This window comes from Sodalis sp. RH21, assembly GCF_047324175.1.
Lineage (GTDB): Bacteria > Pseudomonadota > Gammaproteobacteria > Enterobacterales > Enterobacteriaceae > Acerihabitans.
On record NZ_CP178732.1, the window covers coordinates 4,109,379 to 4,133,439 of the forward strand.

The following is a 24,061-nucleotide window of genomic DNA, read 5'->3' on the forward strand; positions in this document are numbered from 1 at the left end:
TACTTTCCCAGTAAAATCCTAATAAAGCGGTAAGCCGGCACCGCGTCGCTCGTGCCTTTTTCGGTTGGCTGTTACGCCCGCAGACACAAATTTTAACTATTTTGCCCGCCCTTGTCCCGCGCCATCTCGCGCGCAAAAAATCAGCTATGCGCTTGAGATTTTTCGCATTTCGCTTCAGCATTTTTTGGCTTTGCTATAATTCGGTTTAATCACAAAAACGGCACCTTTCTCCTACCGGCGCAGCGCAGCGCTGCCGATATCTTGATGAGGCCTATGGACAGCAATAATAACCACCAATCTGAAGACGCATTGCCAAAGCGGCATTCCGGGGCCGGCGATAATAAGCGGGATCGCAACGGCGATACGTCACCCCGGCGCGACCAACAGGATGATAGCCACCACGCCGACCAAAGCGATAGCGATGACGAACGGCAGGATGACGAGCACGATGACGAGGATGACGAACCGCGCAAACGTCCGGGTAAAAAACCGCTGATCATCTTAGGCGCCGTGGTGCTGATCTTAATCGTGGTCGGGCTCTATTTCTGGCTGACCACCCGCAACCAGGAAACCACCGACGATGCGTTTACCGAAGGCGACGCGGTCACGATAGCGCCGAAAGTCTCCGGTTACGTCACGGCATTGGCGGTCAAAGATAACCAGCGCGTGCATAAAGGGGACTTGCTGATCCAGATCGATGCCCGCGATTATCAGGCCCAGCGCGATCAGGCCCAGGCGCAACTGGGGCTGGCCCAGGCACAACTGCACCAGGCCCAGGTACAGCTCGCCCTCGCCAAGGTGCAATATCCCGCGCAGCTGGCCCAGGCCCAGGCCCAGCAGGCCCGGGCCGATGCTAACCTGCAAAACGCCGAAGCGGATTATCGCCGCCAGCGCGGCGTCGATCCCCGCGCCACTTCCCAGCAAAATATCGACAGCGCCAGCGCCCAGCTGCGGGCCGCCCGCGCCGACGCCGCCAATGCCCGCGCCCAGGTAGAGGTCGCCGCACAGGTCGGCCTGCAGGTCAAACAGGCCGAGGCCAATGTCGAAGCGCGCCAACAGCAGGTCGGACAGGCGCAGGCCCAGTTGGAGGCCGCCGATCTCAACCTCTCTTATACCCAGGTTCGCGCGCCGTACGACGGTTATATCACCCGGCGCAATGTGCAGCCCGGCATGTTGGTGCAGGCGGGCGGCGCGCTGTTTTCCGTGGTCTCGCCGCAAATATGGATAACCGCGAATTTCAAGGAATCGCAGCTGGAACGGATGCGCCCCGGCAATCAGGTGGATATTACCGTCGATGCTTATCCCGATATGAAACTGCACGGGCACGTGGATAGCGTGCAGCAGGGTTCCGGGTCCCGCTTCTCCGCCTTCCCGGCGGAAAACGCCACCGGCAATTTTGTGAAGATTGTCCAGCGGGTGCCGGTGAAAATTGTCATCGATAGCGGCCTCGACCCCAATATCCCCATGCCGCTGGGATTATCCGTGGCTCCGACGGTACTGCTGGAATGAGCGGCGCGCGCGACTGGCGGCCGGCCGGCAACCCCTGGGCGGTGGCGATCGTGGTGACGCTGGCGGTATTTATGGAAATCCTGGATACCACCATCGTCAACGTCGCCCTGCCCCACGTTGCCGGGACGCTATCTTCAAGCTACGACGAATCCACCTGGGTATTGACCTCCTATCTGGTGGCCAACGGCATCGTATTACCCATATCCGCGTTCTTGAGCCGGGTGTTCGGCCGCAAGCAATACTTCTTGCTGTGCATCTTCATGTTTACCGTCTGCTCTTTCCTGTGCGGCATCGCCACAGAGTTATGGCAAATGATCCTGTTTCGCGTCTTGCAGGGCTTTTTCGGCGGCGGCCTGCAGCCGGTGCAGCAGTCGGTGCTGCTGGACTATTTTAAAGCCGAGGATCGCGGCAAGGCGTTTGGCCTGTCGTCCATCGCCATTATCGTGGCGCCGGTGGTCGGCCCGACCTTGGGCGGCTGGATTACCGATAATTACAGCTGGCGGTGGGTATTTCTGATTAATATCCCCATCGGCGTGCTGACCCTGCTGGCCATTACCCAGTTGCTGGAAGATCCGCCCTGGGAACGCAAGGTCAAAGGCAAAAAACTCAGTATCGATTTTACCGGTATCGGCCTGATCGCCCTGGGGCTGGGCTGTTTGCAGGTCATGCTGGATCGGGGCGAGGATGATGACTGGTTCTCGTCCGATTTTATCCGGCTGTTCGCGGTGCTGGCGGCGGTGGGGATCGTCGGCGCTATATACTGGCTGCTGTATACCAAAAAACCGGTGGTGGATTTACGCTGCCTGAAGGATCGCAACTTCGCGGTGGCCAGCCTGCTGATGGCGGGCATGGCCATGATTTTGTACGGCAGCTCGGTAGTGATGCCGCAATTGGCGCAGCAGGAGCTGGGGTACACCGCTACCCTGTCCGGCCTGGTGCTTTCGCCGGGGGCGATCCTGATCGTGCTGTCGATTCCGCTGGTGTTAAAACTGATGCCGGTAGTACAAACCCGCTGGCTGGTGGGATTTGGCTTTCTCCTGCTGATGCTGTCGTTTATTTATTCCCGCCACCTGGTGCCCAATGTGGATTTCAGCACCCTGGTGATGATGCGCAGCGCGCAGTCCATCGGGCTGGGGTTCCTGTTTGTACCGCTCACGACCATTGCCTATGTCACGCTGGCTCCCCGTCTGAACGCTGACGCCTCGGCGCTGTTTACCATGTTCCGCAATGTGGCGGGGTCGATTGGCATTTCTCTCTCCACCGCGGCCATCACCGAGCGTTCCCAGGTCCACAGCGCCACCATGGTGCATAATATGTCCCCGCTTAATGAGCAATTTCAGCAGGCAGTCGCCCGGGCGGCGGCGGCGATCCGGGATTTCTCCCACCAAATAGGCGATCCGGTGCAGTTGGCCACCGGCCAGATGTATCAGCAAATGATTATCCAGGCGCGTATTTTGGCCTATATCGACGTATTTTCCCTCTGCGCGGTCGTGGCGCTGATTCTTATTCCTTTTTGTTTATTGCTGTCGCCCATCAAGAGCGAAGGCGATGCGGGAGCACACTGATATGCCGTCTCGTTATCTGGCCGCCCGGAAGCGGCGCACCCCCTGGGCGCGGGCGTTTGGCTTTAGCCTGTTATCGGCCGCCTTGAGCGCCTGCTCGGTGGGACCGGATTACCAGACGCCCCGCCCCGAGACCCCCGCCGTCTTCAATAGCCTCGACGCCGGAAGTAAAAGCCGCGTCGCGTCGGTCACGCTGGGAACGCAGCCCGATCCCGCCTGGTGGCGCAATTTTAAAGACCCCCAGCTCGATGGTTTGATCGATCGGGCGATAGCGGGCAATATTTCGTTGCAGCAGGCGGTTTTGCGTATCGCCGGCGCCCGCGAACAAACCGTGCAGGCGGGGGCGGCCGGCCTACCGTCGGTAAACGCGTCCGCCAGCTATACCCGCGAACAGTTGGGCCTGGCGGGCGAGCTGGATTCCACCGGCATCCGCGCCGGCGCCGAAAATCTCAGTCCGGCGCTGGCATCCCGCCTCGATAGCCTGACCCGCCCCGTGGACCTGTACCAGGGTAGCTTTGACGCCTCGTGGGAAATTGACTTATGGGGCCGGGTGCGGCGTTCGGTGGAGTCTTCCCGGGCGCAAACCCAGGCCGCGGTGGAAAACCGCAATGATGCGCTGGTGTCGCTGGAAGCCGAAGTGGCGCGCGCCTATCTGCAACTGCGCGGCGCCCAAAGCGTCGCCGCCACCCTGCAAATGCAAATCGACGTGGCGCAGCAGTCGCTGGAACTTACCCGCAGCCGGCAGCAGCACGGATTGGCCCCGCAGTACGATGTGGAAAACGCCAATGCCCAGCTCGGGTCTCTGCGCGCCCAATTGCCGCAGTACCAGGCGCAGCAGCGCCAGGCGATGAACGGCCTGGCGGTATTACTGGGCCAGGCCCCAGGCGCGCTGGACGGCGAGCTGGCGGCGCCGAAACCCCTGCCCGCCATTCCCGCGGCGGTGCCGGTGGGCATCCCCTCGACCCTGGCCCGCCGCCGTCCCGATGTGCGCCAGGCGGAAGCGACGCTGCATGCGTCCACCGCCAATATCGGCGTTTCGGTGGCTCAGCTGTTCCCGGATCTCTCCCTGACCGGCCAGTTCGGCATGCGTAATAACGACGCGGATTACCTTACCCACTGGAGCAGCCATTTTTATAGCTACGGCCCCCAGATATCGCTGCCCATTTTCCAGGGCGGACGCCTGGTATCCAATGTGCGGCTGGCTCGGGTGCAACAGGCCAATGATGCGCTGGCTTACCGGCAGACGGTGCTGACCGCCCTGCAGGATGTTGAAAACGCGCTGGTCAGCTATCGCACCGATCAGCAACGGGTCGACGGGCTGGAACAAACCGCCGCATCGCTGCAAAGCGCTTTCGACCTGGCCAGCGAAAGCTATCGCCAGGGGCTGAGCTCATTTATCAACGTGCTGGATGCCCAGCGCCAGTTGGCGCAGGCGCGGCAACAGGCCGCCGCGGCGCGGGTGCAAACCAGCACCGATCTGGTGGCGCTGTATAAAGCCCTGGGCGGCGGCTGGGAGCCTTACCAGAATATTAACTTGCCCACTTATAACGTGTTCGGCCCGGCAGGAACCGTTAACCCGCCGCTGCCTGTGAATACGCGGGCAGGATCATAGGCATTTGCCCAAATCTGCATATAAAGTAGATCTGCGTCACATATTTTTGTAGCACAATGCAACAAAACAGGAGAAAATTACACCATCTTACAAAACGGGGATGGTCGATATGGGTACGCTTACTGCGGGCTTTGTTCTGATGCGCTGGGAATTGCTTAGCGCGGTGATGATGTTTTTCGCCAGCACATTGAATGTAATTTGCCGCAACCATAGCCGTAATGCCCTGGCGTTTATTTTTAGCGGCGTGGGAATCAGCATGGCCTGCTGGTTTGTTACCGGCCTGCTGGGCATTACCCTGTCATTTGAAATTTCCTGGCGCGAAGCCTGGTCCGACTTAAAAGAAGTCATGATGTTCGTCATATCCCATACCCCGCCCGATTGGCAAATTACCTGATCGCGCGGGATCGCGCCGCGCCGGGCGCAACGCCCGTGCCAATCGCCGCGATCCGCCCTTTACGCCATCGCCCTGCCTTTCGCCCTTAGGCTACTTGCCGACCACGGCGGAATTAATGCTTGCCAGGAATTGTACCAATTGGTACAGTTTTTTTATCCGGGACGCCGGTCCCTAACCAAGAGGCATTTATCATGGCAACGCCGATTCCCCCCTTTACCCTTGAAACCGCCATCGCCAAAGTGCGCCTGGCGGAAGACGGCTGGAACAGCCGCGACCCGCAGCGCGTATCCCTGGTATACACGCCCGATACCCAATGGCGCAACCGGGCCGAAATCGTGACCGGGCGGGAAGAAGTCGTCGCGTTTTTGCGCCGTAAATGGACGACCGAACTGGAGTACCGGCTGATTAAGGAGTTATGGGCCTTTACCGATGCCCGCATCGCGGTGCGTTTCGCTTATGAATGGCATGATGACAGCGGCAGTTGGTTCCGCTCTTATGGCAACGAAAACTGGGAATTTGACGCCGAGGGTTTGATGGCCCGCCGTTTTGCCTGTATTAACGACTTGCCCATCGCCGAGAGCGATCGTAAATTTCATTGGCCGCTGGGCCGCCGCCCCAACGACCATCCCGGTCTTTCAGATTTTGGCTTGTAAAGAGAACGTCCACCGTGAAAAACCAGGACACTGATAAAACGCTGCTGATTACCCAAATTGCCGAAATTTTCCGGGAGTGCGGCTTTGCAGGAACATCGTTAAGCCGTATTACCGGGCGCACCGGTCTGGGTAAAGGCAGCCTTTATCATTTTTTCCCGGCGGGAAAAAACGAGATGGCGGCAACGGTGCTCGCCAATGTGGATGGCTGGTTCGCGGTGCATATATTCCAGCCGCTGGAGCTGGGGGCGCCCCGGGAAGCCATCGAGGTTATGTGGCGGGCGGTGGATGATTATTTCCGGTCCGGCCAGCGCATTTGCCTGCTGGGCGCTTTTGCCCTGGACGACACCCGCGATCGCTTCGCCCCGGCGATTAACGCCTATTTCACGCGCTGGATCGCCGCGCTGCGGCAAACCTGCGTGCGCGGCGGTATCGACGGCCGTACGGCGGCGGCATTGGCCGAAGAAACGGTAGCCGGTATTCAGGGCGCCCTTACCCTGGCCCGCGGGCTTAACGACGGAGCGTTCTTCGGCCGCAGCCTGCAACGGCTGCGCCTGCGCATCGACCGTGCGTGGCCTTAAGCGGATACCCCGCTTCGCCGACGGTAATCATATTGCCGGCACGGGCAGGCGGCCGGCCGCATCCTGCTGGGGCCGCCGTCTCCGTCAGGGCAATTTGAGCGCGGTCCGATCGACATAGGGCTGCATGATTTTATCCGCCTCGGCCTGGGCATCCCGGGCCGCATCCTCCACTTTGCGCGATTTATCGGTCAGCAGCGAAGCCAGCTGGTTCTCAATGGCCTGGCGCACCGCCACGGTTTCATAGGCCGCATACCAGGGGTGCGCGTACCGCAATTGCTCCATTGCCACCGCCGCGCGCGGTTCCTGGGCAAGATATGTTTTCATGGCCGGCGTATCATATGCGGCCATGCGCGGAGCGAAGTAGCCGGTAAAACGACTCCACGCGCCGTTAACATCGGGGCTGACCAGATAGGCCATAAAATCATAGGCCGCCTGCTTTTGCGCGTCGCTGATACCTTTGAAGCTTACCAGGCTGGCGCCGCCGATAATCACCGCCTGGCGCTCTTTAGCCGGCAACATCGCCACCTGCAGGGTGAAATCCCGGGTATTTTCGCGCATAAAGCCCAGCGCGCCGGTGCTGAGCAGCGCCATACCCAGCTTGCCGGAGAAAAAAGCGGCGCTGATCTGCTTGGAATTCAATACGCCGGCGGGCATGACTTCGTCGCGATAGACCAGATTTTGCCAGAATTGCAGCGCGCCGCGAGTGCTCGCGCTGTTGTAATAGACCTCGCCCGGATAAATATCATTGGTGAAACTACCGCCGTTGGCGTGAGTCAGCGATGACAGCATCCAGCCGCCATAGTCATCGTTGGTGGAGGGGATCATGATGCCCCACTGCCCTTTCGTTTTGTCGGTCAGTTTTTTGGCGATGGCGACCAATTCATCCCAATTGCGCGGCGGCGCTTTGATGCCCGCCCGGTCGAACATCTCTTGGTTGTAATACAGAATCGGCGTGGAGTTATGGAACGGAATAGCATAGGTCCGGCCCATTACCTGGGCGTTTTGCTGCACCGCCGGGAAAAAATTCTGGTGCAGGAAGTCGCTCGCCGACTGCTTGTCCGGGGCGAATTTAAACAGCTCGTCCATCGGCAGGATTTCATTTTTCAGTACCAGATCAACGGTATAATTAGCCGACATAATCGCCAGCGCGGGGGGAGAACCCGCTTTGGCCGCCGACTCGGCTTTTACCTTGGTGGTATCATAGCTGCCGGTAAAAATGCCCCGCACTTCCACCCGATCCTGCGACTGATTGTATTGTTTGATAATGCGGGTCATCTCGGCGGTCAATTTTCCATCCACCGGCGCCGGGAACATGAAATCAATGGTTTCTTTCGCCGCCGCGCCACCGCTGGCCAGCACACCGGTGAGCATCAGCATCCATCCGCACAGTTTCATTTACTTTCCTCTAAAAGATTTTCATGGGTGTCGACCGAAAACAGATATCGGTCCCGAGGCGAAAAATAGAGTGTTAAATCCTGCCCGATAACCGGAATGGCGCCGCGGTTTTCACGCCGGTAATGCAGCGGGCCGTAGGGCGTATCAAGAGCGATCAAATATTCCGCGCCGTGCAATTCACGGCGTACCACCCTGCCAGCCAGACTTGGAGATTCTTCGGCGGGAGTCTGCGAGAGGTGTTCGGGGCGGATGCCGAAAAACACCGCGTCCCGGTGATAGCCAGACAGCTGGGCAACCGATTGCCCACCCAGCCATGCCTGATTCGCGCGCCAGGGCAACCGCAGGATATTCATGGCCGGGGTGCCGATAAAACCGGCGACGAACAGATTGGCCGGATGGCGGTACAAATCTTCGGGCGTGCCTATTTGTTGCAGCCGCCCCCCATCGAGCACGGCGATGCGATCCGCCATGGTCATGGCCTCTATTTGATCGTGGGTTACATAGACGGTGCTGGTTTTCAGGGTGTTATGCAAAGCCATGATGCCGTCGCGCACCTCGCCGCGCAGCTTGGCGTCCAGATTGGATAACGGCTCATCCATCAGGAACAGCGCTGGTTTGCGCACAATGGCCCGCGCCATGGCCACCCGCTGGCGCTGGCCGCCGGACAGTTGCGCGGGTTTGCGGTCCAGCAGCGCCTGCAACTGCAGCAAATCCGCCACGTTTTTTATCCGCTGCGGGTAATCCCCTTTTGGTTCGCCGCGCATTTTCATGCCGAACAGGATGTTATTCCTTACCGTCATATGGGGAAACAAAGCGTAATTCTGAAAAATCAGCGAGAAGTTGCGCTCCCTGGGCGCGCTATCGCTGATATCGATACCATCCAGCAGAATTCGCCCTTCGTTGGCCCGATCCAGACCCGCCAGCAACCGCAGCAATGTACTTTTGCCACAACCCGATGGCCCCACCAGCACCAGAAATTCGCCCGAGCGGATCGACAACGTAATATCTCGCAGAACGTGGGCATCGCCAAAACGTTTGCCCACGCCGCAAATCTCAATTTCCGGCATCAGAAATCGTCTCCGGGACAACTGATTTGCGGGTCGTATAGCCAAGGTCCGGCAAATTGCGCCAGCGAATGATAGCTGGTAACCAGGCCGACGCCCGGTACCAGGTTATGCATCATCATGGCGCCTGGCTCCAGGCTATATAGCGGCCGCGTATCGGTATGCAGATAAGGCACCTGATGGACGGTGGCCGGGGCGGAGCAGATCAGCGCCTGCCGGTATTGAGTGGCGATCATGCGATGTACATGGCCGCAAAATACCCGGGTCAACTGCGGGAAACGATCGATAAGCTCCAGCAGCGACTTCCCGTTTTCGCAGGCGATGGGGTCCATCTGCGCCGATCCGAACGGCACGGGGGGATGATGCATAAAGACATAACTCTCTTTGTTATCCCGGGAGAGTATCTTCTCAAGCCATGCCAGCGTATTGTCGCTCAGGCGCCCTTTGGACGCCCCGTCGATGGAACTGTCGATAAACAGCAGCCGCACCGGAAAATCATCCACCGCATAGGCCATATTTTCCGGGTCATGTCCCAGCAGCGGACACAGGTCGCTGAAGGCATCCAGAAAATAGGCCTTGCTGTCATGGTTGCCGGGAATCATATACAGCGGGTAATTGAGCTGGCTGAGAATGCGGCGCGCCAAGCGGTATTCGCCCGGCCGGCCGCAGTTGACTATATCGCCGGTAATAATCACCGCATCCGGACGTTCCGCCAGGGCGTTCACCCGATTGACGATCTCCGCGTTAATGCCGTTGACGTCGATAAAGTCATATAGCCTGGTTCCCTGGCTGCGAAAATGAAGATCGGAAAGTTGGGCAAGAAACATACATATCCCCTTATTTAATTCCTGAAAAACCAAAACCGCTGAGAAATTGTTTTTGGCATAAAATAAACGCCACCATCAGCGGCAGGCAGACCATCAGCGATCCGGCGCTGATAATGCCCCACTGCCCGCCGGATTCGGCCCCCATGGCAAAGGACGCCAGTCCGACGGTAAGCACCTGTTTATCCGGGTCGTTAAGCACCATCAGCGGCCAAAGAAATTCGTTCCAATGATAGGTAATGGTGACGGCGGCGAAGGCAGTCAGCGCCGGACGGGTCATCGGCAAAAGGACATGCAGCACCACCTGCCACCAGCGACACCCCTCCATCAACGCCGCGTCTTCCAGTTCGCGCGGAATATTAAGGAAAGCCTGGCGCATCAAAAACACCCCGAACGCCGAGGCGAAGTACGGCATCATGGTACCGGTCAGCGTGTTGAGCAGGCCCAACTGGTGCAAAGTCATCATATTGGGCACCATCAGCATCACCGGCATGATCATCAGTTGGATCAGCAGCAGGTAAAACAGCGCGGTTTTGCCGCGGAAGTCATGATAGGCGAAGACATAGCCGGCGGTGGTGATAGTCACCAGTTGTACCGCAAAGGTGCCGAGGGCGAAGATCAGCGTATTGGCGTACAGGCGCAGCCAGTCGGCGCTGTCCCAAGCCTGGCGCAAGGTATCGAGCGTCAGGGGCAAGCGTGGCAGCAGGGACGCCATGGACGGTGAAAAGCTGTCGGGGCTAATGGCCGCGGAAAACATCCAGATTAACGGGGTCAGCCATAAAAAGGCGGCGCAAATCAGCAATAGCATCAGGGTGCGTAGGGGAAAGGATCGCTTGGTCCCGCCGTTAACGTTCATAATGCGCTCCCTTTTCCAGGGTGCGTAAATTGGCGATGGAAATAACAAACAGCGCGATCATGGTGAAAAATGTGGCGGCCGACGCTTTGCCAAAATCATGGCTGTTGTTGGCCAGATCCTGGATGTAATACAACACTACCGAACTGGCGTGGTTTGGGCCGCCCTGGGTCATGATCGCCACGTGGTCGATTTGGGTGATGGAGTACACCAGCGCGATGATAATTACAAAATTCAGGGTAGGCCTGAGCAGCGGCAATGTGATGTACCAAAAAATCTGGCGGCGAGATGCGCCTTCCATTAACGCCGCTTCGCGCGGCGAGGCAGGCAATCCCTGCAGGGCGGCCAGGAAAAACAGCATATAATAGCCGGCGAATTTCCAAATCCCCACCAGCGCCAGGGCAAACAGCGCGCTCTGGCCCATGCCAAGATAGTTAATCCCCATGGGACCGGCGATTTTGGCCAGGTAATAATCCAGCAGGCCCAAATCGGGAATGAATATAAATGTCCAAAGCGTCGCGGCGCTTACCAGGGGAATAATGGTCGGGAAAAAAAACGCCGCGCGCAGCCAGCGGTTGAGCCGGGTGTTTTCTGCCAGCCATACCGCCAGCAGCAGCGCCAGCATGATGCCGGGCACTACCGTTATCAGGATATAAATCAGGTTATTGCCCACCGAGAGCCAGAACACCCGATCCGCGAACAGGCGGGTAAAATTATCCAGCCCGACAAAGGGCGGACGATCGGTGGAAAGCCGGGAATCATAAAAGCTGTCGATCAGCGAGCGCAGCAAAGGGAAATAGGTGAAACCGGCTAAAAAGATCAGAGTAGGTGCCAGCAGCAAATATGGAAATAATCGTTTTAACATAAGTGACATCTGCACAGCGACTTCAAGTGGCCTTTATCCTAAAGGCCACGCTTTACAGTTTTAAGTCAGGAAGATGATAGAAATAAGTTCGCGGCCTAGCTTAACAAACTGGCGCCGACGTTAACCGACAGGCCGAGAATGGCCAAATTAAACACAAACGAGATGACCGATTGCAGCAGCGCCACTTTGCGTACATCCATGGTGCCGGTGGCGACGTCGGCGGTCTGCGACGCCACCGCGATGGTGAATGAGAAGTAGAGAAAATCCCAGTAATGGGGCTTGGCCAGATCGCAGGGAAACACCAGCGGTTGTTCCTGCGCATCCCGGGTGCGGTAAAACAAATGGGCATAATGCATGGCAAAGGCGGTGGGCAGCAACGACCAGGAAACCACCAGGGTCGCCCCGGTCAGGATTAAATGCCAGGCTTTATCCGACCCCGTCAGGTGTTTTACCGTGCTCAATTCCAGCAAGATCACCAGTACGCTGACCAGGCAGGTCAGCGTCACCAGCGCCAGCACGGTGCTGGCGCTTTCGTCCTGGCGCAGCGCGATGGTACGGATATCCTCCGGTTCGGCGCGCAGCATTTCCCACCAAAGGAAACCCAGATATAGCCACGCCAGGGCATTCCAGCTAATCATCAGGCGCAGCACTACCTGAAAATGCGCGGGCAGCAGCCAATAACAGACCATCCCGGCGCCTGTGGCCAATAACAATCTCGGCCTGGCGGTTAAATAATGTTTAACGGGGTGAAGCAAATGCATGTGCGTAACGGGCCTTGTAAGCTCGGGCAGAGAACCCCGATGGCTGGCGAACTCCCGGCAAAACGCGGATCGGGGGAGAGGATGTGGATAAAAATAGAACCTGCCGCCCAAAAACACAAGGCGCGGTCCGCCGATTTGGGCCGGCCCCGGCCCCCTCGCCATGGGGACGGGGCCGGCCCGAATCGGTTACAGCGCGTCCTTGGGCAGCGCATACGCCACGACGGCGTCCCCCGGCACGGTGCGTAACCCGCCGTGGCCCCCGGCCGCAATCACCACATACTGCCGGCCGTTTTCCCCCAGATAGGTCATGGGGGTGGCCTGCCCGCCCGCCGGCAGGCGCGCCTGCCACAGCTGCTTGCCGCTGGCCTCATCAAAGGCGCGCAGATAATTATCGGCGGTCGCGCCCATGAACACCACGCCGCCGGCGGTGATAATATTGCCGCCGATCATAAAGATACCGGTGGGCAGCGGGACGTTGGTATGGGTATTGAAAATATTCATATCCCGGGTGGTGCCCACCGGCCGCTCCCAGGCGATTTTGCGGGTTTGCAGGTCGATAGCCACCAGTTTCCCCCAGGGCGGCGCGCTGCAAGGCGCGCCCAGCGGCGTGAGCCAGGGTTTTACCACCGCCGCGTACGGCGTGCCGTACTGCGGGCCGACGGAAAAGTCTTTCGGCTTGGGATAAGGTTGCTGGCTGCCCCAGCCCGCCCAGGGTTTCATCAGGCCGTCCTGGATGGCGTCGCCTTGCGGCATGGTTTTCACCGTAAACGGAATATAGCTGGTATTGGCGATCAGCAGTCCGCGGGCGGGATCGACGGACGCGCCATACCAATCCATTACGCCGTCGAAGGCCGGATAGGCAATGGTAGTGCCCAGGGCCGGCGGGGTAAATTGCCCATGGTAAATAAAGCGGTGATATTGGATGCGGCACCATAATTGATCGATGGGTGTGGCGCCCCACATATCCCGTTCGGTGAGATTGGGGGGCGTCAGGCTGGGCATGCCCACCGACGCGGGCTGGGTCGGCGACAACCGGTCGCCGGGCAGCGAAGGTTGCTGCGGCACCGGCTTCTCGATCACCTGCGCCAGCGGTTTGCCGGTTTGGCGATCGAGCAAAAACAGCTGTCCCATTTTCGTGGTTTGCACCAGCGCATGTCGTACCCCGCCGTCCGGCGCCGGCAAATCGATCAGGGTCGGGCCGATGGGCAAATCAAAGTCCCATACATCATGGTGCACGGTCTGGAAATGCCAGCGCTCCCGCCCGGTTTCGATATCCAGCGCCACCAGCGCGCTGGAATAGGTGTTGTCAAACGGCCGGCGGGCCGCGCCGTAATAATCCGGCGTGGCATTGCCCAGCGGGATATAAATCAGGCCCAGAGCGGGATCGGCGGTATAGGTGCCCCAGCCGTTAGGGGTGCCGCGCGTATAGGTTTCGCCGGGCTTGAGCGGCGCGGCCGGGTCCGGCTTGCCCATATCCCAGGCCCAGGCCAGCTTGCCCGTGATCGGGTCGTAGGCGCGCACCACCCCGGACGGTTCCCCGCGGGCCTGGTTGTCATAGATCCAGCCCCCCAGCACCACGCGGTCGTTGACCACCAGCGGCTGCGAGGTAATAAAATGAAAACCGGGCGGCACCTCGCCCATTTTATCGGTCAGGCTGACAAAACCGTGTTCGCCGAAATCTTCGCAGGGACGGCCGGTATCCGCATCCAGCGCCATCATTTGCGCATTACCGGCGGTGGTAATGATGCGGCGGGCGCAGGCGACCTGCGCGGCAGCGGCCGGCGGCGCCTCATAATACGCAACGCCGCGGCAGGCCAGATATTCATTGGCGGTGGTATCGGTATGGGGATCAAAAGTCCAGACTTGCTTGCCGGTAGTGGCATTGAGGGCGATCACGCGCCGGTGGGGGGTGCACAGATAGAGCCGGTTGCGCACTTTAATGGGCGTGACTTCAAAATTAAACTCGCGGCCGGCTTTATCCTCTCCTTCACGCGGCAGATCGCCGGTATGGTACTCCCAGGCGGGCTGGAGCCGGTCGACATTCGCGGGCGTCAGCTGCGCCAGGGGAGAATAGCGTTCTCCCGCGGCGGTGCGGCCGTAATAGCGCCATTGATTGCGGGTCGGATCGTTTTGCGCGCCCGGCGCGGACGACGCGGCGGGTATGGGGGCGTTATGCACAAAGCGGGTAGCGGTAATATGGCTGCCGGTCCAAAAAATACCGGCAATCGCCGCCAGATAGATGATGCCCGCCCCCGAGGCCAAGCGCCGCGCGCCGCGGCGCGGGAACAGCCGCCGGGTGATAAACGGCAGGCAACACCACGCCCCGAGCAGCGCCGGCACCAGCAGGCGCGGCATTAATTGCCACCCGTCCAGCCCGACTTCGTACAGCGCCCATACCAGGGTGGCGATAAAGGTCAGCAGATAGAGCCACCAGCCGATGGCCATACGCGCGGCGATCAGCACGCCGGCGGCGGCCAGCCCGACCCCGGCCACCAGGTAATAGGGGGTGCCGCCCAGCGCCATCAGCCAACTGCCCAGCCCCAGAAACGCCAACCCGAACAGCGCGACCACCAGGCCGGTAACAGCGGTAAACGAAAAGATGCGACGCAGCATAAAAGCTCCTGAGATAAGATGATCGGGCGACGTTTATTCAGGGTCAGCCTCATTGGCCGGAGCGCGGCGAGAAGCAACGCGCCCGTCACCTGTATTAACCATAGCAAAAGGTTAGAATTTTGAGTGGGGAAACGTCGATTGCACTATCCGCGCCGCGGGGATATTCGCCGGACGGCGGGCGGCGGCTAAAACAGAATTATCGGAAAGTTGCGCGAAGGGGCAAAAAGCGGTCAGCGGCAAATCACCCGCGCAATCTCGGCGGAGGTTTTGAGCGTGCGGATTTCACTAAACAGCGCTGCGGCCGGTTCATATTCTTTGCGCAAGAACCCGAGCCACTGTTTAATCCGGGCCACATGGTACAGACCGGTGTCGCCCTGCTTTTCCAGCCGGACGTATTTTTGCAGCAGTTCCACCGCCGCCGGCCAGGGCATGGGCGGTTCATTGTATTTGATCACCCGGCTCAGGTTAGGCAGGCTCAGGGCGCCGCGTCCCAGCATCAGGGCGTCGCAGCCGGTGGCCGCCAGGCAATCAAGGGCGCTTTGCCGGTCCATGATTTCGCCGTTGGCGATCACCGGGATGGCCAGCCGCCGGCGGATTACCGCAATCGCCGGCCAGTCGATGCACTCGGCTTTATACCCGTCTTCCTTGGTGCGCCCATGCACCGCCAGCTCCGTGGCCCCCGCCTGCTCCACCGCGTCGGCGATTTCCAGGCTGCGCCCGGACGAGTCCCAGCCCAGCCTGATTTTTACCGTGACCGGCAAATGGGCCGGCACCGCGGCGCGCATGGCCTTGGCCCCGCGGTAGATTAATTCCGGATCTTTAAGCAGCGTGGCCCCGCCGCCGCTGCCGTTGACGGTTTTGGACGGACAGCCGCAGTTAAGATCTACCCCCCAGGAACCAAGCTGCACCGCGCGAAAAGCGTTTTCCGCCAGCCACTCGGGAGATTGGCCCAATAGCTGTATCCGAACCGGGGTGCCGGCGGGGGTAAGGCTGGCGTGATGCAGTTCGGGGCACAGGCGATAGAAAGATTTTACCGGCAGCAGCATGTCCACCACCCGCAGAAATTCGGTGATGCAGAGATCGTAATCGTTAATGTCGCACAGCAATTCCCGCACCAGCGAATCGAGAACGCCTTCCATCGGGGCCAATAAAACGCGCATACGGTATCCGGTAATAAAGATCGCGCAATAGTAGGGGATCGGCGACGGGAAAATCAATGCTTATCCCGGCGGATGCCGTTAGCCGGGCATAAAAAAACCGCCGCGTCGGGCACGGGCGGTTAATTCTGGCCGGCAGGCAACGCCTGCCGGTACCGTCAGGGAATGACGGGATTATTTCTTGGGGTTGCGGCTATCGCGCGAACCGGCGCCCGCATAAGCGGAAGCGCCTGAGGAGCGGCGCGGAGCACCGCCGCGGCCTGGCTGCGAGGCGCTTTCGCCGTCGCGGCGGCGCTGCGGCGGACGACCGTCGCGCGAACCGCCGTCACGGGAGCTGTTGCCGGCAGACGCACCACCGCGCGAACTATTGCCCGAGGACGCGCCGCCACGGGATGGGGCCCCGCGGGACGGGCCGCTGGAGCGGCTGCCGCGACCGGTTTGCAGCGGTTCGGCTTTAATCGTCGGGTCCGGATCGTAACCCGGCAGCGCCATACGCGGGATCGGCCGTTTCAGCAGGCGTTCGATATCGCGCAGCAGGCCCAGTTCATCCACGCAGACCAGCGACAGCGCCTCGCCGGTGGCGGCGGCGCGGCCGGTACGGCCGATGCGGTGCACGTAGTCTTCGGCAATCTGCGGCAGCTCGTAGTTAACCACGTGCGGCAGCAGATCGATATCCAGACCGCGGGCGGCGATATCGGTCGCCACCAGCACCCGGATTTTGCCTTGCTTAAAGTCGGCTAGGGCACGGGTACGCGCACCCTGGCTTTTGTTGCCATGGATCGCCGCCGAGGTAATGCCGTCTTTGTTAAGCAGTTCGGCCAAATGGTTGGCCCCGTGCTTGGTACGGGTAAATACCAGCACCTGGCGCCAGTCATTCTGGCCAATCATATAAGACAGCAGCTCGCGCTTGCGTTTCTTATCCACCAGATGTACGCACTGTTCAATCTGTTCGGCGGCGACGTTGCTGCGCGCCACGGAAACCGACGCCGGATTGTTCAGCAGGGTATTGGCCAGCACCTTGATTTCATCGGAGAACGTGGCCGAGAACATCAGGCTCTGTTTTTTGGCCGGCAACAATTTCATCACGCGACGAATATCGTGAATAAAGCCCATGTCCAGCATGCGGTCGGCTTCATCCAGCACCAGGATTTCAACGCTCGACAAATCGACGGCGCGCTGCTGCGCCAAATCCAGCAAACGGCCTGGAGTGGCGACCAAAACGTCCACGCCGCCGCGCAGCTTCATCATCTGCGGGTTGATGCTGACGCCGCCGAACACGACCAGCGAACGAATGGAAAGATGGGTGCTGTATTCCACCACGTTTTCGCCAATCTGCGCCGCCAGTTCGCGGGTCGGGGTCAGGATCAGCGCACGCACGGGACGGCGGCCCTTAACCAACGGCTCCTGGGTCAATAATTGAAGTATCGGCAAGGTAAACGCGGCGGTTTTGCCGGTGCCGGTCTGTGCGCTGGCCATGATATCGCGGCCCTGCAATACAAACGGAATAGCTTGTGATTGTACAGGAGTCGGCTCGTCGTAGCCCTTCTCGGATAACGCACGCAAAATCTCAGCACTTAGGCCAAGTGAATCAAATGACATAATAATGAAAAACTCCAGATCCGCCCCGATGTCGCCTGTTCAATCTGCGTTCAGGGGGATAATCAGATGGGAGGGCAAGCCTCACCATGGTGAACGGACAAAATCTATTGGAGGGATTGTAGCAAAATTACAGACAAAATGGGATGGGTATCGGGTAAAAAACTGTAACCCGCGTGTTCAACCGATATCCCAAAGCCCATCACCAGCAGCAAAAATGCTTAAAAGTCCAATACTTACCCGGCGTTAAGAAATTTATCCAGAAACTGTTTGGTACGCTCATGCTGGGGGTGGGCGAACAGTTCCCGGGCCGCGCCCTGCTCGGTAATGACGCCGTTATCCATAAAAATGGCCCGATCGGCCACATCGCGGGCAAAACTCATCTCATGGGTGACAATCACCATGGTGCGTTTTTCTTCCGCCAGGGCGCGGATGGTGCTCAGCACCTCGCCCACCAGTTCCGGATCGAGCGCCGAGGTCGGTTCGTCGAACAAAATCACCTCCGGGCGCATGGCCAGCGCGCGGGCAATCGCCACCCGCTGCTGCTGGCCGCCGGACAGGCGCTTGGGGTAGGCATCCTCTTTGCCGCTCAGCCCTACTTTGGCCAACAGCGCCCGGGCGCGCTCGATAGCTTCCGCGCGCGGCTCGCCTTTGACGATCACCGGCCCTTCGATAATATTTTCCAGCACCGTGCGATGCGGAAATAAATTAAAACTCTGGAACACAAAACCCACCTGCTGGCGCAGCTCCCTCACCTGCCGTTTCTGCGCGCTCAGCGGCCGGGCGCCGTCGATGATGATCGATCCTACCTGGATAGTGCCGCTGTCCGGCTCCTCCAGCAGGTTGATACTGCGCAGCAAGGTGGTTTTACCCGACCCGCTGGGGCCGACAATCGCCAGCACGTCGCCGGTATTCACCGAGAGATCGATACCGTTGAGCACCCGCTGGCCATTAAAGGATTTGACCAGTTGTTTTATTTCAATGGTACTGCTGCCGGTACTGCCGTTAGCACTGCTCATCATCGCTCCCGATCATATCTCCCCGCGGCGGCTCGCCGGACCCTGGCCACCGGGGCCGGGACTGCGGCGCCGGGGAGGCGCTTATAAGGTGACGCTCATGGTTGCGCAGATTACCATGCCGCCACGCCGGACGCATCCACCAAACGCCGGTTTACACGCCGGGATGGTAGGCAAACAGCGCGGGCGCGCCGCCGGTGTGCACGAACAGGATCGGCTCGCGGCCAAAACGCTGCTGTTCGATGCCGTCGATAAGGCCGGCCATGGCTTTGCCGGTATAAACCGGATCGAGCAAAATGCCTTCCAGCCGGGCCAGCAATTTAATGGCCGCCCGCCCTTCTTCATTCGGCAAGCCGTAGCCCGGAGCGAAATAATCATCCCACAGGGTAATCTCCGCCAGCGGCGATTCCACCGCCAGCGCCCGGGCCAGATCCTGCTGTATCGCCGCCACTTTGGGCCGCTGCCGCGCCGCGGCGCGGGACACCGTGACGCCGATCAATTGCGTCGCGGGCATCAGCAGTTGCAGGCCGATCGCCAGCCCGGCGTGGGTGCCGGCGCTGCCGGAAGCGGTGACGACGCTGCCCAACGATATCTGGCCCGCGCATTGATGGGCGATTTCCAGCGCGCAGCCGACATACCCCAGCGCACCCAGGGCATTGGAACCGCCGACCGGCACAACATAAGGGCGAAACCCCTGCGCTTCCAGGCGTTCGGCCAGCTCGGCCAACTGCTGGTCGGGGTTATCGAGGGCGGCGCACATGACCACTTCGGCATCAAACAGATCGAGCAGCAGCCGATTACCGTTGGTCAGGTAGTTTTCCGCGTCGGTATTGATGGGGTTTTCCAGCAGCGCGACGCAGCGCAGGCCCAGTTTGGCCGCCACCGCCGCCGTTTGCCTGACATGATTGGACTGTATCGCCCCGGCGGTCACCAGGGTGTCGGCCCCCTGGCGCAGCGCATCGGCGGCCAGGAATTCCAATTTGCGCAATTTATTGCCGCCCATGGCCAGCGCGGTGGCGTCATCGCGCTTGATGTAAATCTCGTGGCCCAGGTAATCGGACAACCGGGGCAGATGCTCAAGGGCAGTGGGCGGCCCGATTAAATCCAGGCGCGGATAGTCGGCAAGCCGTAGCGATAAATCCATGCGTAATCTCCTTTATCGGGGTGGGCGGAAATAAAAAGGGCCAGGCGTTGGCCTGACCCTATCCGGTAGTCGGTTGACACGGCCGGCGGCCGTTAGCGACGGTTGCCGAAGATCCGCAGCAGCATCAGGAACAGGTTGATGAAGTCCAGGTACAGGGTCAGCGCGCCGACGATGGAGTATTTACGGTAGCTATCGCGATCGTCAATGGAGAGCTGGGAACCCATATTTTTCAGTTTCTGGGTGTCATAGGCGGTCAGGCCCACAAACACCACTACGCCGATATAAGTCACGGCCCACATCAGCGCGGTGCTTTTCAGCCAGATATTGACCACCGACGCCAGCACGATGCCGATCAGCGCCATGAACAGCAGGTTGCCGAAGCTGCTCAGGTCGCGTTTGGTGGTGTAACCGTAAATGGTCATCGCCCCGAACATACCGCCGGCGACGACAAAAGTGCCGGCGATGGACGAAGAAGTGTAAACGATAAATATGCTGGCCAGCGTCAGCCCGGTGAGGGCGGAGTACAGCATAAACAGCGCGGTGGCCACCGTGCCGCTCAGGCGGTTGACCATGCCGGAAATCACAAACACCAGGGCCAGCTGGGCGATGATCAGCCCGAAGAACGTTATCTGGCTGGAGAACACCAGGTTCAGCACCGCAGGCGTACGCGCGGCAAACCAGGAGACAAAGGCGGTCAATAATAATCCGCACGTCATCCAGCCGTATACCTGGGCCATAAATGGCTGGATACCGGCATCGGCACGCTCAACGATCGAACCTTGGGAACGCGAACCCTGAGAACGGGGGAATCGATCCATGAATGTCACCTTTATGGTAAACGGGGAACAAAGGCCGCAAATCCGGCCCACCTGATACACAGCATACCACAAAAAATCGGCCCCGAATCAAGGGAGCGGTGCAAAAATCGCGGCGGCGATCCGGGAAATCAGGGCGCCTGCCAGCGCTGCGCGGCCTGCCTGTCGCTTTCGCGCGCATCCACCCAGCGGCTGCCCTGCGCCGTGGCTTCGCGCTTCCAGAACGGCGCGCGGGTTTTGAGATAGTCCATGATAAATTCGGCGGCGTTGAACGCCGCGCCGCGGTGGGCGCCGCTGACCCCTACCAGGACGATCTGCTCGCCGGCGCGCAGCTCCCCTACCCGGTGGATCACCGTTACGCGCTGCAGCGGCCAGCGCGCCCGCGCCTGCCCGACAATCTCTGCCAGCGCCTTTTCGGTCATGCCGGGATAATGCTCCAGCGTCAGGGTGCTGACATCGTCCCCCAGGTTGTGGTTGCGCACCTTGCCGGTAAAGGTCACCACCGCCCCGTCGTCATCGCAGGCGGCCAGCCAGGCGTATTCGCCGGCCATGTCAAACGGCTGCGGCCCGACATAAATACGGGTATTTTCCATATCAGCCCCCGGTAACCGGCGGGAAAAACGCGACTTCATCGCCGGCGGCCAGCGGATGATCGCGTCCGACCAGCACCTGGTTCACCGCCGATAATAACTTGCCCGGCTCCAGGGCCAGCGACCAGCGCCCGCCCCGCTCGGCCAGGGACGCGCGCAGGGATTCGACGTCGTCATACGCCGCTTCCAGCGTCAGACGCTCGATGCCGACCAGTTCCCGGACCTGGGCAAAAAACAGTATGGTAATCATAACGCCTCCACGTTAAAGTCGCCGGATTTCCCGCCGCTTTTCGCCAACAGGCGCACCGGGCCGATCACCATGTCTTTTTGCACCGCTTTGCACATGTCGTAGATGGTCAGCGCCGCCACCGAGGCGGCGGTCAAGGCTTCCATCTCCACGCCGGTTTTCCCGGTCAGGCGGCATAGGGTTTCGATGCGTACCCGGCTGTGATCGCTCTGGGCTTCGAGATGCACTTCAACCTTGCTCAGGGCCAGCGGATGGCACAGCGGAATCAGCTCCCAGGTGCGTTTGGCGGCCTGGATGCCGGCAATCCGGGCGGTGGCGAAGACATCGCCTTTATGATGCTGCCCGTCGAGGATCATGGCCAGGGTCGCCGGGGCCATGGTGACAAAGGCTTCTGCCCTGGCTTCGCGCAGCGTCTCCCGCTTGGCGGAAACATCCACCATATGGGCTTCGCCGCCGGCATTGATATGTGTAAGGGATGACATGTTTCTCTCCTTGCCGGCCGTCAACCGCCGATAAACGACAAATTACGCGTACTGCCGGTATTGCCCTGATGCAGGAAATGGGTTTGTTTTTTAAGCTGCAGGCCGCCGGAAATACGCGCTTTCAGGCTTTCCAGCGCCGCATCCTCGCCCAGCAGATCGCGCAGCGGAATACCGTCTTCGCCAAACAGGCATAAATGCAGATTGCCGGTGGCCGAGACCCGCAGCCGGTTGCAACTGGCGCAGAAATCCTTGGCATAAGGCATGATCAGGCCGATTTCACCCCGGTAATCCGGATGGCGAAAAACCAGGGCGGGGCCGTCGCTGCGCCCGCGCGGCTGCAATTCCCAGCCCATGGGCTCCAGCCGCCGGCGGATGGTTTCACCCGAAACATGGCGGGTGCGGAATAAGTCGCCGCCGTCGCCGGTTTCCATAAGCTCGATGAAGCGCAGTTGAATGGGACGGGTTTTAATCCAGGCCAGGAAGCTGTCCAAATGGATATCGTTAACATTGCGCATCAGTACGGTGTTCACTTTAACCTTGCTGAATCCCGCCGCGAAAGCGGCGTCGATGCCGGCCATGACCTGGCGAAACTTATCCTGGCCGGTAATCAGCTGGAATTGCCGCGCATCGAGGCTGTCGACGCTGACGTTGAGCGCGGTCAGCCCGGCATCGCGCCAATTGGCGATATCCCGCTCCAGCCGGTAACCGTTGGTGGTCACCGCCAGGGTATGGATTGACGCATGCGAACGCACCGCGGCGATAATCTCGCAAAAATCACGGCGCAGGGAAGGCTCGCCGCCGGTCAGGCGCACTTTTTCAGTGCCGAGTTCGGCAAAGGCATGGGTGACGCGCCGGATTTCATCCAGCGACAGGAAACTTTTATTGGTTGTGCCGTTAGGCCGGTAGCCGTCGGGCAGACAATAGGTGCAACGAAAGTTGCAGACGTCCGTAACGGACAGGCGCAAATAGTAAAATTTGCGCGCAAATGCGTCGATAAGCTGTGGCACAGTTAAACACCTTTCCAAATACGGGAGATGCGGACATTTCTATCGTGCACCCTGGTGGCTTTCGCCACGGCCAAGACGCCATATCGCTCAATAAAAGAGCCACTTAGGCGTAGAGGCTAGGAGTTTGATTCCCCCCGCGCGAATCGCTAACCGGCACGGTGGAACCCTGATTGAAAATTATTCTAATCCTAATCGTCATACCATGCCATGACCAGACGGATAAATTTCGCTATATAAACATATATATAGCGTATTTATGACGGGGATTGAATGGCCCGTCAGCCGCGCATTTATCCGCAATAATCATCAGATTGCGAGCCAATACGCGAATTACAGCCCGTGATTTCGCATTTGGCGCCGGATCGGCTATTTTAAGCGGAATCAGGAAAGAAATAGGTTACCAGGAGAATTATGCGCAATCGTACATTGGCCGATTTGGATCGGGTAGTAGCGCTGGGAGGCGGACACGGTCTGGGACGGGTAATGTCCGCGCTCTCCTCGCTGGGTTCACGCCTGACCGGCATTGTCACCACCACCGATAACGGGGGCTCCACCGGCCGGATACGCCAGTCGGAGGGCGGCATCGCCTGGGGAGATACCCGCAATTGCCTCAACCAGCTGATTTCGGAGCCCAGCATCGCGGCGGCCATGTTCGAATACCGCTTTGGCGGACAGGGCGAACTGGCCGGCCATAATTTAGGCAACCTGATGCTCAAGGCCCTGGATAATCTCAGCGTGCGGCCGCTGGAAGCGATCAACCTGATCCGCAACATGCTGAAAGTGGACGCCCTGCTGATCCCGATGTCCGAACAGCCGGTGGACTTGCAGGCGGTCACGACCGGCGGCGAAACCATTTACGGCGAAGTGGCGGTGGATGAGCTGACCGCGATCCCGGCAAGTCTGCAACTCAGCCCAGAGGTACCCGCCACGCGCGAAGCCCTGCAGGCCATCGCCGCGGCGGATCTTATCCTGATAGGCCCCGGCAGTTTTCTCACCAGCCTGATGCCGCTGCTGCTGCTGCGGGATTTGGCCCAGGCCCTGCGCCGCACCCAGGCGCCCATCGTCTATATCGACAACCTCGGCCGGGAGCTGAGCCAGGCGGCGGCCAACCTCGGCCTGGGGCAAAAACTGGCCATGATGGAACAGGCCATCGGGCGGCAAAAAATGATCGACGCGCTGGTTATCGGGCCGGCGATCCGCGCCGACGGCATAACGGACAGGATTATCATTCAACAGCCGCTGGCCGCCGCCGATGTGCCCCACCATCACGATCGTTTGCTGCTGCGGGCCGCGCTCGATCGCGCGCTGCAATCTCTGGGTTAGC

General features: G+C 59.8%; 22 protein-coding genes, 1 pseudogene and 1 riboswitch. Of the genes and pseudogenes, 7 read left to right on the top strand and 16 right to left on the bottom strand.

Translation table 11 applies throughout. From position 1 onward, the window contains the following. The first annotated feature begins 273 nt into the window (after window positions 1–273). The 6 genes from ACL2XP_RS18910 (at window position 274) to ACL2XP_RS18935 (ending at window position 6,308) form a co-directional block, all read left to right on the top strand. Window positions 274–1,509 carry an HlyD family secretion protein gene (locus tag ACL2XP_RS18910; RefSeq protein WP_413734595.1) on the top strand — a complete coding sequence of 412 codons (1,236 nt, stop codon included), beginning with the start codon at window positions 274–276 and terminating at the stop codon, window positions 1,507–1,509. Then, window positions 1,506–3,074, top strand: coding sequence for a DHA2 family efflux MFS transporter permease subunit (locus tag ACL2XP_RS18915; protein WP_413734597.1), 1,569 nt, complete (start codon window positions 1,506–1,508; stop codon window positions 3,072–3,074). The genes ACL2XP_RS18910 and ACL2XP_RS18915 overlap by 4 nt, the downstream gene beginning before the upstream one ends. 1 nt (window position 3,075) lies before the next feature. Beyond that, entirely contained in the window at window positions 3,076–4,683 is a 1,608-nt protein-coding gene (locus tag ACL2XP_RS18920) for an efflux transporter outer membrane subunit (protein WP_413734598.1), read from the top strand. 109 nt (window positions 4,684–4,792) lie between these two features. Continuing rightward, window positions 4,793–5,077, top strand: coding sequence for a YjcB family protein (locus ACL2XP_RS18925; RefSeq protein ID WP_413734600.1), 285 nt, complete (start codon window positions 4,793–4,795; stop codon window positions 5,075–5,077). Between the two features lie 191 nt (window positions 5,078–5,268). After that, complete coding sequence (locus ACL2XP_RS18930; RefSeq protein WP_413734602.1) at window positions 5,269–5,730, top strand: DUF1348 family protein; 462 nt, start codon at window positions 5,269–5,271, stop codon at window positions 5,728–5,730. Between the two features lie 14 nt (window positions 5,731–5,744). Next, window positions 5,745–6,308 (top strand): TetR/AcrR family transcriptional regulator, encoded by a 564-nt coding sequence (locus ACL2XP_RS18935; protein WP_413734604.1) that lies wholly within the window; start codon window positions 5,745–5,747, stop codon window positions 6,306–6,308. Window positions 6,309–6,392: 84 nt separating this feature from the next. Here the strand turns inward: ACL2XP_RS18935 and ACL2XP_RS18940 are convergent, their stop codons facing one another. The 16 genes and pseudogenes from ACL2XP_RS18940 to moaA all read right to left on the bottom strand — a co-directional run bounded on the left by ACL2XP_RS18940 (window position 6,393) and on the right by moaA (window position 22,737). Beyond that, window positions 6,393–7,703, bottom strand: coding sequence for an ABC transporter substrate-binding protein (locus ACL2XP_RS18940; protein WP_413734605.1), 1,311 nt, complete (start codon window positions 7,701–7,703; stop codon window positions 6,393–6,395). Next, the gene (locus ACL2XP_RS18945; protein ID WP_413734606.1) at window positions 7,700–8,770 is read right to left on the bottom strand and encodes an ABC transporter ATP-binding protein; all 1,071 of its coding nucleotides are present in this window, start codon (window positions 8,768–8,770) and stop codon (window positions 7,700–7,702) included. The genes ACL2XP_RS18940 and ACL2XP_RS18945 overlap by 4 nt, the downstream gene beginning before the upstream one ends. Continuing rightward, entirely contained in the window at window positions 8,770–9,594 is an 825-nt protein-coding gene (locus tag ACL2XP_RS18950; protein WP_413734608.1) for a phosphodiesterase, read from the bottom strand. The genes ACL2XP_RS18945 and ACL2XP_RS18950 overlap by 1 nt, the downstream gene beginning before the upstream one ends. 10 nt (window positions 9,595–9,604) lie before the next feature. Beyond that, window positions 9,605–10,426 (bottom strand): annotated as a pseudogene (locus tag ACL2XP_RS18955) (carbohydrate ABC transporter permease); the annotation flags it as partial. A 10-nt stretch (window positions 10,427–10,436) separates the two neighbouring features. Then, the gene (locus ACL2XP_RS18960; RefSeq protein WP_413734609.1) at window positions 10,437–11,309 is read right to left on the bottom strand and encodes a carbohydrate ABC transporter permease; all 873 of its coding nucleotides are present in this window, start codon (window positions 11,307–11,309) and stop codon (window positions 10,437–10,439) included. 95 nt (window positions 11,310–11,404) lie between these two features. Beyond that, the gene (locus ACL2XP_RS18965; RefSeq protein WP_413734610.1) at window positions 11,405–12,070 is read right to left on the bottom strand and encodes a DUF1345 domain-containing protein; all 666 of its coding nucleotides are present in this window, start codon (window positions 12,068–12,070) and stop codon (window positions 11,405–11,407) included. Between the two features lie 186 nt (window positions 12,071–12,256). Further along, a complete protein-coding gene (locus tag ACL2XP_RS18970) occupies window positions 12,257–14,683 on the bottom strand; it encodes a membrane-bound PQQ-dependent dehydrogenase, glucose/quinate/shikimate family (protein ID WP_413734612.1) in 2,427 nt (808 codons plus the stop codon). A 230-nt stretch (window positions 14,684–14,913) separates the two neighbouring features. Further along, window positions 14,914–15,843, bottom strand: coding sequence for a tRNA dihydrouridine(16) synthase DusC (gene dusC / locus ACL2XP_RS18975; protein ID WP_413734613.1), 930 nt, complete (start codon window positions 15,841–15,843; stop codon window positions 14,914–14,916). 171 nt (window positions 15,844–16,014) lie between these two features. Further along, window positions 16,015–17,439 (bottom strand): ATP-dependent RNA helicase RhlE, encoded by a 1,425-nt coding sequence (gene rhlE, locus ACL2XP_RS18980; protein WP_413734614.1) that lies wholly within the window; start codon window positions 17,437–17,439, stop codon window positions 16,015–16,017. A gap of 233 nt (window positions 17,440–17,672) precedes the next feature. Then, complete coding sequence (tcyN, locus tag ACL2XP_RS18985) at window positions 17,673–18,455, bottom strand: L-cystine ABC transporter ATP-binding protein TcyN (protein ID WP_413739225.1); 783 nt, start codon at window positions 18,453–18,455, stop codon at window positions 17,673–17,675. A gap of 151 nt (window positions 18,456–18,606) precedes the next feature. After that, window positions 18,607–19,596 (bottom strand): D-cysteine desulfhydrase, encoded by a 990-nt coding sequence (locus ACL2XP_RS18990; RefSeq protein ID WP_413734615.1) that lies wholly within the window; start codon window positions 19,594–19,596, stop codon window positions 18,607–18,609. A gap of 92 nt (window positions 19,597–19,688) precedes the next feature. Then, window positions 19,689–20,414, bottom strand: a complete 726-nt coding sequence (locus tag ACL2XP_RS18995; RefSeq protein WP_413734616.1) for a Bax inhibitor-1 family protein — start codon at window positions 20,412–20,414, stop codon at window positions 19,689–19,691. A gap of 128 nt (window positions 20,415–20,542) precedes the next feature. After that, window positions 20,543–21,004 (bottom strand): molybdopterin synthase catalytic subunit MoaE, encoded by a 462-nt coding sequence (gene moaE, locus ACL2XP_RS19000; protein ID WP_413734618.1) that lies wholly within the window; start codon window positions 21,002–21,004, stop codon window positions 20,543–20,545. A gap of 1 nt (window position 21,005) precedes the next feature. Then, window positions 21,006–21,251 (bottom strand): molybdopterin synthase sulfur carrier subunit, encoded by a 246-nt coding sequence (gene moaD, locus ACL2XP_RS19005; RefSeq protein WP_413734620.1) that lies wholly within the window; start codon window positions 21,249–21,251, stop codon window positions 21,006–21,008. Next, the gene (gene moaC / locus ACL2XP_RS19010; protein ID WP_413734621.1) at window positions 21,248–21,730 is read right to left on the bottom strand and encodes a cyclic pyranopterin monophosphate synthase MoaC; all 483 of its coding nucleotides are present in this window, start codon (window positions 21,728–21,730) and stop codon (window positions 21,248–21,250) included. Before moaC ends, moaD begins: the two co-directional genes overlap by 4 nt. Window positions 21,731–21,750: 20 nt before the next feature. Next, the gene (moaA, locus tag ACL2XP_RS19015) at window positions 21,751–22,737 is read right to left on the bottom strand and encodes a GTP 3',8-cyclase MoaA (protein ID WP_413734623.1); all 987 of its coding nucleotides are present in this window, start codon (window positions 22,735–22,737) and stop codon (window positions 21,751–21,753) included. Then, window positions 22,729–22,872, bottom strand: a riboswitch (molybdenum cofactor riboswitch). It overlaps the preceding gene by 9 nt. A 276-nt stretch (window positions 22,873–23,148) precedes the next feature. Here moaA and ACL2XP_RS19020 point away from each other — a divergent pair. Continuing rightward, the gene (locus tag ACL2XP_RS19020) at window positions 23,149–24,060 is read left to right on the top strand and encodes a gluconeogenesis factor YvcK family protein (RefSeq protein WP_413734624.1); all 912 of its coding nucleotides are present in this window, start codon (window positions 23,149–23,151) and stop codon (window positions 24,058–24,060) included. Window position 24,061: the final 1 nt, after the last annotated feature.